The following is a 17356-nucleotide window of genomic DNA, read 5'->3' on the forward strand; positions in this document are numbered from 1 at the left end:
TGGAAGGGCCGCCTCGCGCGGCCCTTCTTTTTTCCGGCCCCGCCATGAACCGACGCCTCTGGATATTTCCGGCCGCGTGCCTCGTCCTGCTGGTCGCAGCCGCGTGGTGCTACCGTCCGGGCCTGTCCGGCGGCTTCCTGTTCGACGACTACGCCAACCTGCCCGCGCTCGGCGCGCAGGGCCCCATCGACAACGCGGCGGCGTTCTGGCGCTACGTCACCTCGGGCGTCAACGATCCGGTCGGCCGCCCATTGGCCCTGTTGAGCTTCCTGGTCGATGCGCGCGACTGGCCGGCGGACCCGGCGCCTTTCCTGCGCACCAACGTGTTGCTCCATCTGCTCAACGGCGTGCTGTTGGCGCTGTTGCTGCGACGCCTCGGGCGCCTGGCCGGTCATGCGCCCGCGCGCGCGGATCTCGCCGCGGCCCTCGGCGCCGCCCTGTGGCTGCTGCATCCGCTGTTCGTCTCGACCACGCTGTACATTGTCCAACGCGAGGCCATTCTGCCCGCCACGACAACACTGCTGGGCCTGCTGGCCTGGCTGTACGGGCGCGAGCGGTTGCAGCGCGGTCATGCCTTCACGGGCGCAATTTGGGTGGGACTTGGACTGGGCGGCTGCACGCTTCTCGGCGTGCTCGCAAAGGCCAACGGCGCCTTGTTGCCGCTCTACGCGCTTCTGATCGAGGGGGTGTTGCTCGCCCCGACGCAACCGATGGCGGCGGCCGGGCGACGGACGTACCGGGCGTGCATGGCGTGCCTGGCCGTGCTGCCTTCCGTTCTCCTCGCGGCCTACCTGGCCTGGGCGGGCGTCCAGGGCATCGTCCACGGCATCGGCGACCACCGACCCTGGACGCTGGGCCAACGTCTGATCACCGAGCCGCGCATCTTGATCGATTACCTCGGCCTGCTCTGGCTGCCGCGGCCGTTCACGTCCGGCCTGTTCAACGACCAGTACCACGCATCGACCGGTCTGCTGTCGCCACCGATCACCCTGCTCGCCCTCCTGGCGGTGGCGGCGCTGCTGGCGCTCGCATGGCGGCTGCGCCGCCGCCAGCCCACGCTCGCCCTGGCGATCGCATTCTTCTTCGCAGGCCATCTGGTCGAGTCCACCACCATCGCGCTGGAGCTCTACTTCGAGCACCGCAACTACGTGCCGTCTCTGCTGATGTTCTGGCCGCTGGCGCTGTGGCTGTCGGACGAAGGCGCCACACGGCTCGCGCGCCGCACGCTGGCCGCCGTATTGCTGGTCGGACTCGCGTTGATGACCCACGCAGGCGCATCGCTGTGGGGCAACCAGGTGGACCAGGCGTTGCTGTGGGCGCGGCTCAATCCCGATTCCCCGCGCGCGCAGGCCTTCGCGGCGCAGGCGGAACTGCAAAGAGGCCGCCCCGATCTCGCGATCGCGCGCCTGGAGCCCGCCCTGCGTCGCCATCCGGACGAGGTGCAGCTCGCGCTCAACCTGGTCGCCGCCCGCTGCGCCGCAGGGGGTGTCGGCGCCGACGACCTGCGCGCCGCGGATACCGCGCTGCGCACCACCCGCAACCCGGGCAGCCTGCTGCTGAGCTGGTTCGAGCGGGGCATCGGCGCGACACAGGCGGGCACGTGTCCGGGACTCGACCTCGCCGCGCTAGATGGGCTGCTCGACGCCGGCCTCGCCAACGCCTACCTGACCCGTCCGTTCGGCCCGCACCAGGACTTGCTCCACCTCAAGGGCGAGCTGGCGCTCGCCCGGCACGACGGTCCGCAGGCGCTGGCCTGGTTCGACCGCGCCCTGGCCCTCAATCCGCGTGCCGAAGTGGCGTTGAAACAAGCTGCCATGTTCGGCACCGCGCGGATGCCGCATCTCGGCCTCGAGCATCTCGACTACTATGCAGGCCTGAAGAACCGGGCCGCCCCGCCGGGTCCAGGGATGCCGCAGCTGCACGCGTGGGTGCTGGAACGCCAGCGCTACTGGGAGCACGAACTGGCACGCATGCGCACCAACCTGCGGGAAGATGCCCTCGCGGCATCGCGTGCCGCCCCCCACTGAAGAAACCGAGTCGATGCGTCTGAGCTTGTCGCGGACCCACCCCTTGTTCTGGCTGGCGATCGCCCTGCTGGCGACCACGGCCGCCTATCTCCCGGCGCTGCAGGGCGGTTACCTGTTCGACGATTTCCCCAACATCGTCGACAACGCGGCGCTGCAACCGAAAGACGCCTCCGTGGCGAGCCTGGTGCGCGCCGCGCTGTCCTCGCCGTCGAGCAAATTAAAGCGCCCGCTCACGTCGCTGACCTTCGCCGCCAACTACCTCGTCGGGGGGCTGGACCCGTTCGGCATGAAACTGGTCAACCTGGGCATCCACCTGCTCAACGGCTTGCTGTTCTTCCTGCTGGCGCGGCAGCTGCTCGCGCTCGCTCCCGCACAAGCGATGGACAGCCCGCGACGGCGCGACTTCCTTGCGGTGCTGATCGCCGCAGCATGGATGGTGTTGCCGATCAACCTGACCGCCGTGGCCTACGTCGTGCAGCGCATGGAGAGCCTGGCCAACCTGTTCGTGGTCGGCGGGCTGCTCGTCTACTTGGCAGGGCGCCGCCGCATGCTCGCCGGCGCACGCGCCTCGGGCCTGACGTTGTGCACGGGCGCCTTGGTTTTGGGCACCGGCCTCGGCCTGCTGGCCAAGGAAACCGCCGTGCTGCTGCCGCTGTACGCGTTCCTGGTCGAGTGGGCGCTGCTGCGCTGGCGTGGCACGCAGGGCCGCACGGATGTCGCGCTGTGGGGCATGTACGCCGCCCTTCTGTTCGTGCCGATGGTGCTCGGGCTGATTTGGCTGCTGCCCGGCCTGCTGCAGCCGGGCACCTGGGCGGCGCGCGACTTCACCCTCGGCGAGCGGCTGCTCAGCGAGGCACGGATCGTCGTCGACTACGTGCGCTGGACGTTGCTGCCGACGCCGCACGCGCTGTCCTTCTATCACGACGACTACCGCGTCTCGACCGGCCTGCTGAGCCCGTGGACCACGCTGCCGGCCGTGCTCGGCATCGTCGCGCTGGTCGCGTTCACGGTGGCGATGCGCAAGCGCGCGCCGCTGTTCGCGCTCGGACTCGCGCTGTTCCTGGGTGCGCAGACGCTCACGGCGACGATCCTGCCGCTCGAATTGGTCTACGAGCATCGCAACTACTTCGCCAGCTTCGGACTGATGCTTGCGGTCCTGCCGTGGCTCGCCGGCTCCGAAGCACCCATGCCGCTGGCGCGGCGCACCCTGCTCACCGGCCTGCTGCTGCTGTGGGGGGCGCAGACCGCGTTGACTGCTTACGCCTGGGGCAATCCCTTGCGACTTGCGCAAGACCTCGCCCTGCGCGCGCCCGACTCGCCTCGCGCGCAGTACGAGCTCGGCCGCACCTACGTCGTGCTGTCGAACTACGATCCGGACTCGCCCTTCACCCGGCTTGCCTACGCCCCGCTGGAACGCGCGATGGCGCTGCCAGGCTCATCGATCCTGCCCGAGCAGGCGCTGATCATGGTCAACGCCCGCCTGCACCGCCCCATCGAGCCGGCCTGGTGGGACAGCATGGTCGCCAAACTGAAGGCGCATCCGCCGGGCGTACAGGACGAGAGCTCCCTGGCCGCCCTGACCCAGTGCGCGCGCCAACTGCTGTGCGACCTTCCGCGCGACCGCATGCTGGAGGCCTTCCTGGCGGCGCTTTCACACACACGCCCAAGTGCGCGGTTGCTGTCGATCTATGCCGACTACGCATGGAACGTCCTGGAAGATCGCGAGCTTGGAATGAAAGCCGCCCGCGAAGCCATCGCCGCAGCTCCCTCGGAGCCGGCTTACCGCATCACGCTCGTCAAGATGCAATTGGTGGTCGGCGACACGGAAGAGGCCGCCGAGGGTATCGCGAAACTGCACGAGATGAATGTCGGCGGTGCGCTCGACTACGCACTGGACCCCTTGGACAAGTCGACCCGTGCCGATCCCAAAAAGTGACTCGCATTGGCGCGGTCGCCGCCCTATCGTCGCCAAGCGCCGGCGCGCATCCAAGGGAGCGGCACTGTCGCGCTCCTGAGTACGCGAATCATTCGATGCCGTGCGCACGCGACATCACACGCGCATAAAGCGCTAGATACTTCTCGCGAGCAAGCGCAGCACCAAAGCGGCGCGACGCCCTGGCATGACCGGCCTCGCCCATTTTCTGGGCTATGGCCGGGCTCTCGATGAGCTCGTGGCACGCCGCCGCGACACCCCCGACATCCTCGCATGGCAAGAGCATGCCGGTTGTGCCGTTCACGACAACATCGCGGAGACCCGGAACGTCGAACGCGACCACAGGCTTAGCGCAGGCCATGGCCTCCAGTGCCGTGTAGCCAAATCCTTCGTATCTGCTCAGGCTCACGACGACATCCGATGCCTGGTAGAGCGACGCCAGTTCGGCTTCGGCCAAGCCGCTCCAGAACTGTATGCCCCGCCCGTCAAGGTAGGCCCCATCCTTGGCCGTGGCGCGCAACCCTGCCACGACGTGGAGCTCGATGCGGCGATCAAGGCATTCCCTGAACGCGGGCAGCAGATCCCAGCCTTTCCGGCGCGAGCGGTTGCCGACGATCAGCACTCGCGGTGCACCGGCGCGTCGGCGCTCCGCCGGCACAAAAAGCGTGCTGTCGAGCCAGGCATCGATCACGTCAATTCCGTGGATGCCGAACTCAGCGCCTACTTCTCTGGCGGTAGATTCGCTGATGGCGACCACAGCACTTGCCTTCGAAAGCGATCGCTCCTCGAAACCGCCGATCCAGTGGTCGTGGTAAACCGACTGCAACCAGCTCTTCCATAGCGGATAGCCGCGCCCACGCACGCAATGGTAGAACGTCGCCACTAGCGGTATGTGCTTCCGAGCCAGTGCGAACGCATGCCAGCTCGACGCATGCACAACATCGACGTCCTCCGGGGCCCTGATCCCGGATAGGAGCGAGGGCCACAACTCGAAGTGGCGCGGAAACCACTGCACAAGAGGCTGCACGCCTGCGCTCTTCAACAAGGCTGCAAGACGCTCGACGTAGACATCGCTTCCGCTACCGGCGCGAATGGCGGGTAACCAGACCCTCATGCGCGTGACGCCCTCGATACAGCGCTCTCAAAGGCTTCGAGCATCACGCTCGCCGTGCCGTGCCAAGTGAAGGTCGAAACAGGCTTGGGGCGCGGCCCGGCCAACGCCTTCAGGATGCCTTCCGCGATACCCTCCACGTCGGGTTGCACGAAGATGCCCGTACTGCCGGCAGCTTCGCGGAGTTCAGGAATGTCGGTGGCGACCACGCGCGTGCCGAAGGCTGCCGCCTCGGCGGCAGGCAAACCGAAGCCCTCGTAGATCGAGGGTTGTACCAGCGCGTCCGCATGCGCGAACAGCGCTGCCATCGCTTCGTCCGCGACATAGCCGAGCTCCCTCAGCCATCCGGGCGGCTTGCCTTCGAAGTCGGGAAAACCCGCACCCCAACCCCGCGCGCCGGCAATAACGAGCAGGTGCCCGGGGATTTCGCCCCGCGCCTTGAGCGATGCCACCGCACGAACGAGGCTGACCAGGTTCTTACGCGGCTCCCGCGTGGCGGCACAAAACAGGTATGGTTCGGCAAAAGGCCGTTCGGATATCGATGCGCCTTCCACGCTGCTCCAGCGTGCACCAGGAGTGGCGATGAGATCGGTCGTCCGCCCGATATGTCTATGCAATCTGGACGCAGTCCCGCGCGAGATCGCGACGACTTCGTCGGCGCGCAGCACATCCGAGGCGAACCACCGCTTGTACGCGAACCGATTTACGATCGGCATCGTTTCCGGGACGAGCAGGTGGTTGAGATCATAGACGGTCGTCACGCTGGGACAGTTCAGCGTTGGCAGCAGCGTTCCAGCCGCCCAGAACACGTCGATACCGTCTCGTATGGCCAATTCCCCGAGCCGCGCCTTGACCCATAGCAACCCGGGCATGCGTCGGTACAGCGGGTTCGGTTCAGCGCTGCTATGCCAGCGGCCGCTCGGCAAAGGAAGGTGGACGGGGGTTCGCGAATAGAGAAACCATTCCCATCCGGGCCGCATCCCATACAGCTCCCAAAGCGTTTCCCGCACGTACCTGCCGATCCCTGTGAGCTGTCCGGTCAGGCATCGCGCATCCACGCCGACTCTCATGGCTGCACATCCTGTCCGGCAGGTTTGTGCACCTCCACGACGAGCTCGTCCCCGAAGCGGGGGTCGACCCAAGCCGCGCATTCAAGTGCGCCGGCAAGCAGGACGTGCCACCACCGCAGCGCAGGCTTCCCCTCACGCACGCCATGCGCCCTCAACCGCTCGCTTTGCGCGATGGCCCACTGGATATGCCAGCCGCGCCGACGAAAGCGCGTCGTCCGTCCGAGCGTAGACTCGATGAGTTGACGCAACGACGCCTTGCTGAACAAGTACAGGTGGCGCGGCACTTCCCATTTGTCCCACCATCTTCCCTCAAATGCGCGCACCGGCGAGTCGACGTTGGGCGTGCAGATCCAGAGTTTTCCACCTGGCGCCACGCGATCGTACAGCTGCGCGATGAAAGCGGCGGGATCGTGCACGTGTTCGATGACATGGCTCGCCGTTACCAGATCGTAGAGGTTCGACGCATGCGAGTCGTCCTGCAGCGATCCAAGCATCACGTCCACCCCTTGCGCGCGCGCAACTGCGACCGCTTGCGCATCGCTGTCGATGCCACGCACTGTCCAGCCCGCTCTACGCATGCGCTGCAGGAAGTCTCCGTTGCCACAGCCGACGTCCAACACACTGCAGCCGCTGCCCGCCGTCGCGTGCCGCATCTGGAAGTCCCACTCCTGACGAAGAGGTGGAGGCAGGAGATACATCAATAGCGCGAGCAGCTGCGAGCGTTCGTTGGTGTCAAGGCCATATCTTCGAGCCAGATAGGCATCCCGCGCGCGCTGCAATAGCCCCCTCAACCCGCGTGCCCTTGCACGATTGGCCGGCGGCTCATGGGTTTCGTAACGGCCGTAGGCAAGTCCGATGTGCCGTGCGTCGATGCGCGGCGTCAGATAGCCGGTCCGGCACTCGTTGCAGCGCACGAACGACCAGCGTCCGCCAACCACTCGGTAGTTCAGATCGGTCAACCCCGTCGCCAGCAACGAGCGCTCGTGTGAATTGCACACGGGGCAGGTCTTCACCTGTTCGAGCCACTCGTCACGAACGTGCACCATGATTTCTGTGCCGCACCCCACCTTCATGCCTGGCCTCCCGGGCCCAGCCGATCGGAGCGGCCTCGTGCCCCCAACCCATGCTGGTGCCAGCCGAGTATCGCCACGGTGGCCAGCCCGGCGACCATCGCCGCCTGTACCACGTAAGTGGCGAGTACCGCACCACGCCACCCAATCATTGACACCAGGATGATGCCCAAAATCAAGCTGGCCGCGGCCCCGAGCATTTCCACCATGCCGACCAGCTTCTCGTGTCCGGATGTCGCCGCGACGCCGCGGGCGACCATCCATGCCGCCGAAGTCAGGGGCAAGATGCACAACCACCGTGCAATGGTTGGAAGCCCCGTGTACTGGCTACCGAACAGGACCGGAAGGACTGGTGCCGCCACATAGACAGCGAGCGCGGCGATAATCGCCAAGCAGGTCACGGCCATCCACCGGCGCCAGAGCCGCCGAAGTGAGCCAATCGCACTGGCTCGGCCCTGCACGAACAGATACCGCATCGTCCATTCGAGCATGCCGTTGATCGGCAGCAACGCGACATCGATCAGACGATAGGCAAGCGAATACTCTCCTGCGGCCTGCAGCGACTGTATGCGTCCGATGATCGCCTTGTCCGCGTCTGCGTGGATGCGGGCCGAGGCCGACGCCATGGCGAAGCCGATGCCGCTGAACATTTCGGACCGCGCAGCATCCGGATGACCGCAGCCATCCGGAGGTTGCGGTGAAACGACCAGAAACACGACCACGAGTGATGCCGAGCCCACTACGGCGGAAATGATGCCCCACGAAAACAGCGTCATCCCGGCACCGGCAACAACCACGGCAGCCACCAACAGCCCACGGCATAGCGGAAGAGCGGACATCGCGGCGGCCATCGCGGCATGCTTGCCGCGCCCTTGGTATGAGCGGACCAGCAGGTCGACACAAGACATTGCCACGGCTTCTCCACACACCAGCAAGCCCAACGTGAAGACATTGACATGGCCGCGGACCACAAACCACGCGACGGCCAGCGAGATCAGCACGATCGGCGGGAGAGTCCTGAGGACATTCGCGCGATTACGCACAAAGCTCTGCGCCCAACACGCAGGATCGATAGCCGTTTCCTTCAGATGCACCACGGACGCCCCCAACCCAGCCAGCACCGCGAATAAACCGGTGACGCTGGCTACGGAAATGTAGGCACCGTAATCCGCTCCACCAAGCATCCGCGCCAGCAGGATTGTCAGCACCGCCTGAAACACCGCTCTCAGCACGAGGCCGCTGGTCACAAGCATGTAGCCGGCTGGCAATCGCGGCAGCATGGCCCGGCGCCCAAGTCTTCCGTCGATGGTCACGAAGGGACCCTCGCCACCCTTTTAAGCAGATCGCCGTACTTCTCCGCCACGGCGTCCCAGGAAAACCGGGCCAGCGCGGCCTCCCTGCCCGTATCAGCCATGATGCGGGCCCGCGGCTCGTCGTCCAACAAAGCCACGATGGCTCCCGCCAGCGCCCTTGTATCGCCGGCAGAGACACGCCAGCCGCCCCCCTCCACCAAGACGTCCCCCACCGCTGGAACATCGCCCACAATCACCGGCGCTCCGCAACCCAGCGCCTCGACGACAACCAAGCCCAATCCCTCTTGGTCCCCCCCTTCCGCCTCGACGAATGGTGCGACGAAAAGCGCAGCCTCTCTATACAAGCGAGGTAGCGCATCTTGCGGAACGGGACCCAGGAAATCGACGTGCGTCGACAAACCCAGCGCCTGCACGCGATCCCTCAATGCGGGAAGCTCCGGACCAAACCCCGCAACAACAAGCCTGGCCCGTGGTCGCGCAAGAACGACCGCCGCCATCGCATCGATGAGATGGCGCACTCCTTTCTTTGCCACGGGCCTGCCGACGAACAGTATCCGGTCTCGCGATCGAGGCGTCATCGCATCAGGAGTGAATCGTCCGACCAGATCCACCCCCATAGGTACGACGGCGATGCGTTCCTGACTCACACCAAGTCGGGCGACTTCGGCGCACATCACGCTACTGACGACGGTGACCGCGGCCGCACGACGGACCGCGTACCGTTTCAACACATTGAATGGCCAACCTCTCAGCGTGAAGAGGTCAGCGCCGTGTGAGGTCACGACAACGGGTGGCAATGTCCCGTCTAGGGCACTGAGTAGTGCAATCGCCAAGCCCTGCGGCACAATCCAATGGGCATGGATGATATCGGGCCGAAAGTCTCGTACCAGACGGCGCACCGACCACATCATCGATGCGATAAACCCCGGGACCAGCAGCCACTTCCACGGGGATTTGCGCAGATGGCTGGTGATTCCGCCCCCATAGACGAGAGACTCGAGGCGCCGGGGCGCGTACCGGTAACGAACGATGCGCACGCCGTCCCGGAACTCGCAGGCTTGCGCCCCAGGACAACTCGATGTCAGCACAACGACTTCGAAGCGCCGGACGAGGCGACGTGCGAGTTCATGCACGAATCCAGGCTCGTGATCGTCGGCCCAGCGCGGGTATGTCGACGCAAGAACGAGCAAACGAGGACGACGCTCAGCCCCCATGTCGGTCCACCATGCCAGTCATACCGAGCCCTCGACGAAAAGCTCCCACGCCCAATCCAGGCAACGCGGACGCTTCATGGCCCCGGCTCCAGTCGCAACGCCTCCTTTCCCACGAAACCCGATCTGCTTTACCGGCGAGGACCGGGGACGTAGTCGCATCACCAACCGCTCAATCATGATGCTTGTACGTCAGCGCGGTGATTTGCTCCGACACGAGGCCGATCAGGAACACGATCACCGAAGCGCTCCACAGCATCGCGGTCATGTTAGTGAGGCGGTGCTGCGTCGTGTACGTGTAGATGTAATAGCCGAGGCCGGTCAGGAAGAACACCGCGCTCGCCGGCACGAACAGCTTCAGCGGCGAGTACAGGGTGGCGATCTTGAAGATGATCAGCAGGAAGCGCACGCCGTCGCGCAGGGGACGGATGTGGCTGCGGCCGATGCGCTGGACGACGCGGATCGGTTCGTAGGCGACGGCGTAGGCGCTGCGGAAAAACGCCATGGTGATGGTGGTCGGATAGGAGAATCCGTTCGGCAGCAGGTGCAGGAATTCGCGGAACTTGTCGGCGCGCACGGCGCGGAAGCCGGAGGTGAGGTCGGCGACGCGCGCGCCGGTCATGCGGCTGGCCAGCCAGTTGTACAGGGTGTTGGCGAGACCGCGGCCGACGCCCGCCTGGCCGTCCCAGTCGCGCGCGCCGACCACCATGTCGTAGCCGTCGTCGAGCCGCGCCAGCAGGCGCGCGATGTCGGCGGGGTCGTGCTGGCCGTCGGCGTCCATGAACACCAGCACGTCGCCCTTGGCGGCGCGCGCGCCGCGCTTGATCGCGGCGCCGTTGCCCATCGAGTACGGCGAGGACAGGCAGTGCACGCCGTGCTGCGCGCACAGCGCCGGCGTCTCGTCGGTGGAGCCGTCGTCGACGACGATGATCTCGGCATCCGGCTGCGCCTCGCGCAGGCGCGGCAGCAGGCCGGCCAGCGCCGGCGCCTCGTTCTTGGAAGGCAGGACGATGCTCAGCAAGGTTTCGATTCCCCGGGCGACCTCCGCATGATAACGCGAAGCGGCGGCCATCCCGGCGTGATGCTGCGCATGCAATGCGCGCACGCCTCGCGCCGGAGCGTCCGTCGCCGCGGCCCGGACGTCCGGGTCGCCGCGGACGTCTGCTGATCACAACAGCCGCGCGGATCGCGAGCACGCTCGCTCCCGCGGGCTGCGCTTGCGGCCGCGGGCGCGCTGGGATGCAATAGCCGCTTTGCGGCGCGGACCGTCACGCATGGGCGAGACCCCAACCACGGAACCCTTCCTCGTCTTCGGCGCGCCCGACATCGGCGAGGCGGAGATCGCCGAAGTGGAAGCCTGCCTGCGCTCGGGCTGGCTGGGCACCGGCCCGCGCGTCGCCCGCTTCGAGCGCGAATTCGCCGCCTACAAGGGCGTGGCTCCGGCGCAGGTGGTGGCGGTCAACTCCTGCACCGCGGCCCTGCACGTGGCCATGGTCGCCGCCGGGCTGGAACCCGGCGCCGAAGTGATCACCACGCCGCTGACCTTCTGCGCCACCGTCAACGCGATCATCCACGCCGGCCTGACGCCGGTGCTGGCCGACGTCGATCCGCTGACGCAGAACCTCGACCCCGCGGCGGTCGAGGCCGCGATCACGCCGCGCACGCGCGCGCTGCTGCCGGTGCACTTCGCCGGCCGGCCGTGCGACATGGACCGCCTGATGGCGATCGCGGCCAAGCACGGCCTGGTGGTGATCGAGGACTGCGCGCACGCGATCGAGACGGAATACCGCGGCCGCAAGGCCGGCACCTTCGGCGACTTCGGCTGCTTCAGCTTCTACGTCACCAAGAACGTGGTCACCGGCGAGGGCGGCATGATCCTCGGCCGCGACGAGGCGCACATCGCGCGCGCCAAGGTGCTGGCCCTGCACGGCATGAGCAAGGACGCCTGGCACCGCTTCGGCGACCAGGGCTACAAGCACTATCAGGTGGTCGAGGCCGGCTTCAAGTACAACATGATGGACCTGCAGGCGGCGATCGGCATCCACCAGCTGGCGCGCGTCGAGGCGGCCTGGCGGCGGCGCGCGGCGCTGTGGGCGCGCTATCTGGACGCCTTCGCCGACCTGCCGATCGGGCTGCCGGCCGCCGCCGAGCCGGACACCCGCCACGCCTACCACCTGTTCACGATCATGGTGGACGAGGCGCGCAGCGGCCTCGCCCGCGACGCCTTCCTCGAGGCGATGAACGCGGCGCGCATCGGCACCGGCGTGCACTATCTCGCCGTGCCGGAACACCCCTACTACCAGCAGCGCTTCGGCTGGCGGCCGGCGCAGTGGCCGAACGCCATGCGCCTCGGCCGCAGCACGGCCAGCCTGCCGCTGTCGCCGGCGCTCGACGAGGGGCAGGTCGAGCGCGTGATCGGCGCGGTTCGCCGCCTGCTGGGCGGATCGGGCGCCGGCGGACGGCCTCTCCCCGGTCGCGGCTGAAGCCGCCCCCGAGGCCCTGCCGCCGTTCTCGCAGGAGAGCCCAAACGTGACCGGGTTCGCTTCCCGCAGCCCGGGCAAACGGCGAAGCTTCGTGAACAGGGCGGGCGGTCCGCCACCGCCGCGCTTTTTTGCGGTACATTGGCCGCGGATTCGGGGGCTTACAGAACATTCCTATGGCGACCCAGATGAACCCCACCGCGGTCATCGGACTGGCGGGCATCGCGCGCCGGCTGGTCGCCGAGGGCGTGCTGCCGGAAGCCGACGCGCGCACCGCGACCGAGGAGTCCGCCAGACAGAAGGTTCCGATCAGCGTGTACCTGGTCGAGCACGGCCTGGTCGACGCCAGGCACGTGTCGCATGCGGCCTCCGTCGAGTTCGGCATGCCGCTGTTCGACGTGACCTCGCTCGATCCGGCGCAGATGCCGGTCAAGCTGGTCAGCGAGGAGCTGATCCAGAAGCACCGCGCGCTGCCGCTGTTCAAGCGCGGCAACCGCCTGTTCGTCGGCATCTCCGATCCGACCAACTTCCGCGCGCTGGACGAGATCAAGTTCCACTCGAACTGCACGGTCGAGCCGATCCTGGTCGAGGACCAGCACCTGCAGCGCGCGATCGAGCACGCGCTGACCAACGCCGGGCCGTCGATCGCCGGGCTGGACGACGCCGAAGGCCTGGAGAACCTCGACCTCGGCGCCGTCGACGAGGACGGCGACAGCGGCGCGGGCGGCGGCGTCGACGCCAGCGCCAACGACGACGCGCCGGTCGTCAAGTTCGTCAACAAGGTGCTGGTCGACGCCATCAAGCGCGGCGCCTCGGACATCCATTTCGAACCTTACGAAACCAATTACCGCGTGCGCTTCCGCATGGACGGCATCCTGCGCAGCGTGGCGTCGCCGCCGATCAAGCTGAGCACGCGCATCGCCTCGCGCCTGAAGGTGATGTCCGGCCTCGACATCGCCGAGCGCCGCGTGCCGCAGGACGGCCGCATCAAGCTGAACCTGTCCAAGGGCAAGGCGGTCGACTTCCGCGTCAGCACCTGCCCGACGCTGTTCGGCGAGAAGATCGTGCTGCGCATCCTCGACGGCTCCGCCGCGCGCCTCGGCATCGACAAGCTGGGCTACGAGGAGGACCAGAAGAAGCTGTTCCTCGAGGCCATCGAGAAGCCCTACGGCATGGTGCTGGTGACCGGTCCGACCGGCTCCGGCAAGACCGTGTCGCTGTACACCGCGCTGAACATCCTCAACACCGAGGGCCGCAACATCTCCACCGTCGAGGACCCGGTGGAAATCCGCCTGCCCGGCGTCAACCAGGTGCAGCAGAACACCAAGCGTGGCATGACCTTCGCCGCCGCGCTGCGCTCGTTCCTGCGCCAGGACCCCGACGTGATCATGGTCGGCGAGATCCGCGACCTCGAGACGGCCGAGATCGCCATCAAGGCGGCGCAGACCGGCCACATGGTGCTGTCCACGCTGCACACCAACGACGCGCCGCAGACCATCGCGCGCCTGATGAACATGGGCATCGCGCCGTACAACATCACCTCGTCGGTGACGCTGGTGATCGCCCAGCGCCTGGCGCGGCGCCTGCACGACTGCAAGAAGCCGCTGAACCTGCCGGCTTCGGCGCTGCTGGCGGAAGGCTTCACCCAGCAGGAGATCGACGCCGGCCTGCAGATCTTCGACGCCGTCGGCTGCTCCGGCTGCAACGAGGGCTACAAGGGCCGCGTCGGCATCTACCAGGTGATGCCGATGACCGAGGAGATCCAGAAGATCGTGCTCGCCGGCGGCAACGCGATCCAGATCGCCGAAGCCGCCAAGCGCGCCGGCGTGCGCGACCTGCGCGGCTCGGCGCTGCTGAAGGTCAGGAACGGCATCACCAGCCTGGCCGAGATCAACCGCGTGACCAAGGACTGACCGTGCGCACGCCCCACGTTCCGACATCGAGCAGGTTCTGAACCATGGCCACAGCCACCGCAGCCGCCAAGAACGTCCGCGACATCGGCACCGCTCGCGCGCAGATCAGCCAACTGACCATGTACGAATGGGTCGCGCTGGACAAGCGCGGCACCAAGATGAAGGGCGAGATGCAGGCGAAGAACGCCAATCTCGTCAAGGCCGAACTGCGCCGCCAGGGCATGAACCCGCAGACGGTGCGCGAGAAGTCGAAGCCGCTGTTCGGCGCCGCGGGCAGCCGCATCAAGCCGCGCGACATCGCCATCTTCAGCCGCCAGATCGCCACCATGATGGCGTCCGGCGTGCCGATGGTGCAGGCCTTCGACATCATCACCGGCGGTCAGCGCAACCCGCGCATGAAGAACATGCTGACCGACATCAAGACCTCGATCGAGGGCGGCTCGACCCTGCACGAGGCGCTCGGCCGCCATCCGGTGCAGTTCGACGAACTGTTCCGCAACCTGGTCAAGGCGGGCGAATCGGCGGGCGTGCTGGACACCGTGCTCGACACCGTCGCCACCTACAAGGAACGCATCGAGGCGATCAAGTCGAAGATCAAGAAGGCGCTGTTCTACCCGACGATGGTGCTGGGCGTCGCCATCCTGGTCAGCATGATCCTGCTGATCTTCGTGGTGCCGGTGTTCACCCAGGTGTTCAAGGACGCCGGCGCCGACCTGCCCGCGTTCACCAAGATGATCGTCGCCGCCTCCGACTTCGTGAAGGACAACGTGTTCTTCATGGTGGTGGTGCTGGTCGGCGGCATCGTCGCCACGGTGATGGCGTACAAGCGCTCGGAGAAGTTCGCCCACTTCATCGACCGCATGTCGCTGCGCATCCCGGTGATCGGCAACATCCTGCGCCAATCGGCGATCGCGCGCTTCGCGCGCACGCTGGGCGTCACCTTCCGCGCCGGCGTGCCGCTGGTGGAGGCGCTGGACGCGGTGGCCGGCGCCACCGGCAGCGTCACCTACGGCGAGGCGATCAAGCGCATCCGCGAGGACGTCGCCGTCGGCCACCAGCTGCAGCTGGCGATGCGCCAGACCGGCCTGTTCCCCAACATGGTCGTGCAGATGACCGCGATCGGCGAGGAATCCGGCGCGCTCGACAAGATGCTGTTCAAGGTCGCCGAGTTCTACGAGGAAGAGGTCAACAACGCGGTCGACACGCTGAGCACGCTGCTGGAGCCGCTGATCATGGTGGTGATCGGCGTGCTGGTCGGCGGCATGGTCGTCGGCCTGTACCTGCCGATCTTCAAGCTGGCCGCCACGGTGTAAGCTGCGCGGCATGCCCGCCCCGACCCTGTTCTCTCCTGCGGCGGCCACGGCCGCCGCAGCCGTTCTGGGGCTGCTGGTCGGCAGCTTCCTCAACGTGGTGATCCTGCGCCTGCCGGCGCGCCTGGCGCACGGCTGGCGCCGCGATGCGCGCGAGCTGCTGGAGCTGCCCGCCGCCGGCGAGGACGCCGACCCCGCGCCGCCCGACCTGGTGCGCACCGCCTCGCACTGCCCGCACTGCAGGCACCGCCTGGCGCCGTGGGACAACGTGCCGCTGCTCGGCTGGCTGCTGCTGCGCGGGCGCTGCCGCTACTGCAAGGCGCCGATCTCGCCGCAGTATCCGCTGGTCGAACTCGCCACCGCGGTGCTGAGCGCGCTGGCCGTGTGGAAATTCGGCGCCACCGCGCAGGGCGCGGCGGCGCTGGCGTTCACCTGGGCGCTGATCGCGCTGGCCGGCATCGACGTGCGCACGCAGCTGCTGCCCGACCAGATCACCCTGCCGCTGCTGTGGCTGGGCCTGCTGCTGGCGCTGGCGCCGGTTTACGTGCGGCCGGCGGCGGCGATCCTCGGCGCGGCGATCGGCTACCTGAGCCTGTGGAGCGTGTACTGGATCTTCAAGCTGCTCACCGGCAAGGAAGGCATGGGCTACGGCGACTTCAAGCTGCTCGGCGCGCTGGGCGCGTGGATGGGGCCGGGCGCGCTGCTGCCGGTGATCCTGCTGTCCTCGCTGATCGGCGCCGCGGTCGGCCTCGCCGTGCTGAAGCTGCGCGGCCAGGATCGTTCGGTGCCGATTCCGTTCGGCCCGTTCCTCGCCGCGGCCGGCTGGGTGTGGTTCGTCGCCGGCGACGCCCTGCTCGGCGCCTATCTGCGGCTGGTCGGACTGCGATGAGCGCGCGGCCCGCCCCGTTCGTGGTGGCCCTGACCGGCGGCGTCGCCAGCGGCAAGAGCGCGGTGGCGCGGCGTTTCGAGGCGCTGGGCGTGGCGGTGCACGACGCCGACGTCGCCGCGCGCGAGGTGGTCGCCCCCGGCCAGCCGGCGCTGGCCGAGATCGTCGCCGCCTTCGGCGCGGACGCGCTGGCGGCGGACGGCACGCTCGACCGGCGCCGCCTGCGCGAGCGCGTATTCGCCAGTGCCGCGGCGCGCCGCAAACTCGAGGCGATCGTGCATCCGCGCGTGCAGGACTGGCTGCGCGCGCGCGTCGCCGCCGAGCAGGGCCCCTACTGCGTGCTGGCCATCCCGCTGCTGGTGGAAACCTGGCCGGCCTACGGCTGGGTGGATCGCCGGCTGGTGGTCGACGTGCCCGAGGACGTGCAGCGCGCGCGCCTGATGCGCCGCGACGGCATCGACGCCAGACAGGCCGAGCGCATGCTCGCCGCGCAGGTCGGCCGCGAATCGCGCCTCGCGCTGGCCGACGACGTGATCGACAACGGCGGGCCGGAGAGCGCGCTCGACGCCGCCGTCGCCGCGCTGCATGCCGACTACCTCAAGCGCGCCGCGCTGAAACGTGCCGGCGACCCGACCGCGCACGCCGTGCGCAACCGCTTCAAGCTGCGGATGTAGGGGCGGCCGCCCCGGTCGGGGCGGCGCCTCGGTAGGAGCGCGCGCTCCCGCGGGCGACGCGGCGCACGGCTGCGCCGCGATGCCTCACGCGTCGCGGCGCCAGAACGCGCCGATGCCGGCCACGCCCTGCGCGCCGGCGACGCGCGCCAGCGTCAGGTCGTCGGGGCCGACGCCGCCCAGCGCGTACACCGGCAGCGCGCTCGTCTCGACCAGCGCGGCGAGGCGCGCCCAGCCCAGCGCGGGCGCGCCGGGATGGCTGGCGGTCGGCCGCAGCGGCGACAGCGTGACGAAGTCGACGCCCCGCCCGGCGGCGCGCGCCAGCTCGTCCGCGTCGTGGCAGGACGCGGCGACCCAGGCG

14 protein-coding genes are annotated in these 17356 nt (G+C 67.9%); 7 read left to right on the plus strand and 7 right to left on the minus strand.

The annotated features are described in order from the left end of the window. Positions 1-44 precede the first annotated feature (44 nt). Both MBSD_RS01595 and MBSD_RS01600 read left to right on the plus strand, forming a co-directional pair. Positions 45-2027 carry a hypothetical protein gene (locus tag MBSD_RS01595; protein ID WP_062534434.1) on the plus strand — a complete coding sequence of 661 codons (1983 nt, stop codon included), beginning with the start codon at positions 45-47 and terminating at the stop codon, positions 2025-2027. 13 nt (positions 2028-2040) lie between these two features. Next, complete coding sequence (locus MBSD_RS01600; RefSeq protein ID WP_062534436.1) at positions 2041-3963, plus strand: hypothetical protein; 1923 nt, start codon at positions 2041-2043, stop codon at positions 3961-3963. Between the two features lie 88 nt (positions 3964-4051). Here MBSD_RS01600 and MBSD_RS01605 read toward each other — a convergent pair whose 3' ends face one another. From MBSD_RS01605 to MBSD_RS01630, 6 genes are all read right to left on the minus strand, one after another. Then, positions 4052-5074: a glycosyltransferase family 4 protein gene (locus MBSD_RS01605; protein ID WP_062534438.1), complete on the minus strand. Its 1023-nt coding sequence runs from the start codon at positions 5072-5074 to the stop codon at positions 4052-4054. Then, the gene (locus MBSD_RS01610; protein ID WP_187300527.1) at positions 5071-6141 is read right to left on the minus strand and encodes a glycosyltransferase family 4 protein; all 1071 of its coding nucleotides are present in this window, start codon (positions 6139-6141) and stop codon (positions 5071-5073) included. Before MBSD_RS01610 ends, MBSD_RS01605 begins: the two co-directional genes overlap by 4 nt. Beyond that, positions 6138-7214, minus strand: a complete 1077-nt coding sequence (locus tag MBSD_RS01615) for a class I SAM-dependent methyltransferase (protein WP_187300528.1) — start codon at positions 7212-7214, stop codon at positions 6138-6140. The genes MBSD_RS01610 and MBSD_RS01615 overlap by 4 nt, the downstream gene beginning before the upstream one ends. Further along, a complete protein-coding gene (locus MBSD_RS01620) occupies positions 7211-8524 on the minus strand; it encodes a lipopolysaccharide biosynthesis protein (RefSeq protein WP_148667784.1) in 1314 nt (437 codons plus the stop codon). Before MBSD_RS01620 ends, MBSD_RS01615 begins: the two co-directional genes overlap by 4 nt. Next, positions 8521-9657, minus strand: coding sequence for a glycosyltransferase (locus MBSD_RS01625; RefSeq protein ID WP_237071720.1), 1137 nt, complete (start codon positions 9655-9657; stop codon positions 8521-8523). Before MBSD_RS01625 ends, MBSD_RS01620 begins: the two co-directional genes overlap by 4 nt. Positions 9658-9907: 250 nt before the next feature. Continuing rightward, entirely contained in the window at positions 9908-10756 is an 849-nt protein-coding gene (locus MBSD_RS01630; protein ID WP_425478085.1) for a glycosyltransferase family 2 protein, read from the minus strand. Positions 10757-11009: 253 nt separating this feature from the next. Here MBSD_RS01630 and MBSD_RS01635 point away from each other — a divergent pair, with 253 nt between their 5' ends. The 5 genes from MBSD_RS01635 (at position 11010) to coaE (ending at position 16998) form a co-directional block, all read left to right on the plus strand. Beyond that, complete coding sequence (locus tag MBSD_RS01635; protein ID WP_062534450.1) at positions 11010-12218, plus strand: DegT/DnrJ/EryC1/StrS family aminotransferase; 1209 nt, start codon at positions 11010-11012, stop codon at positions 12216-12218. A 173-nt stretch (positions 12219-12391) separates the two neighbouring features. Next, positions 12392-14128 carry a type IV-A pilus assembly ATPase PilB gene (gene pilB / locus MBSD_RS01640; protein WP_062534452.1) on the plus strand — a complete coding sequence of 579 codons (1737 nt, stop codon included), beginning with the start codon at positions 12392-12394 and terminating at the stop codon, positions 14126-14128. Between the two features lie 44 nt (positions 14129-14172). Beyond that, positions 14173-15441 carry a type II secretion system F family protein gene (locus tag MBSD_RS01645; protein WP_062534454.1) on the plus strand — a complete coding sequence of 423 codons (1269 nt, stop codon included), beginning with the start codon at positions 14173-14175 and terminating at the stop codon, positions 15439-15441. A 10-nt stretch (positions 15442-15451) separates the two neighbouring features. After that, positions 15452-16327 carry a prepilin peptidase gene (locus tag MBSD_RS01650; RefSeq protein WP_062534455.1) on the plus strand — a complete coding sequence of 292 codons (876 nt, stop codon included), beginning with the start codon at positions 15452-15454 and terminating at the stop codon, positions 16325-16327. Next, a complete protein-coding gene (coaE, locus tag MBSD_RS01655; protein ID WP_062534457.1) occupies positions 16324-16998 on the plus strand; it encodes a dephospho-CoA kinase in 675 nt (224 codons plus the stop codon). Before MBSD_RS01650 ends, coaE begins: the two co-directional genes overlap by 4 nt. An 84-nt stretch (positions 16999-17082) precedes the next feature. Here the strand turns inward: coaE and MBSD_RS01660 are convergent. Continuing rightward, on the minus strand, positions 17083-17356 hold a 274-nt coding region (locus MBSD_RS01660), incomplete at its 5' end, for a thiamine phosphate synthase (protein ID WP_187300529.1).

This window comes from Mizugakiibacter sediminis, assembly GCF_000953855.2.
Classification (GTDB): domain Bacteria; phylum Pseudomonadota; class Gammaproteobacteria; order Xanthomonadales; family Rhodanobacteraceae; genus Mizugakiibacter; species Mizugakiibacter sediminis.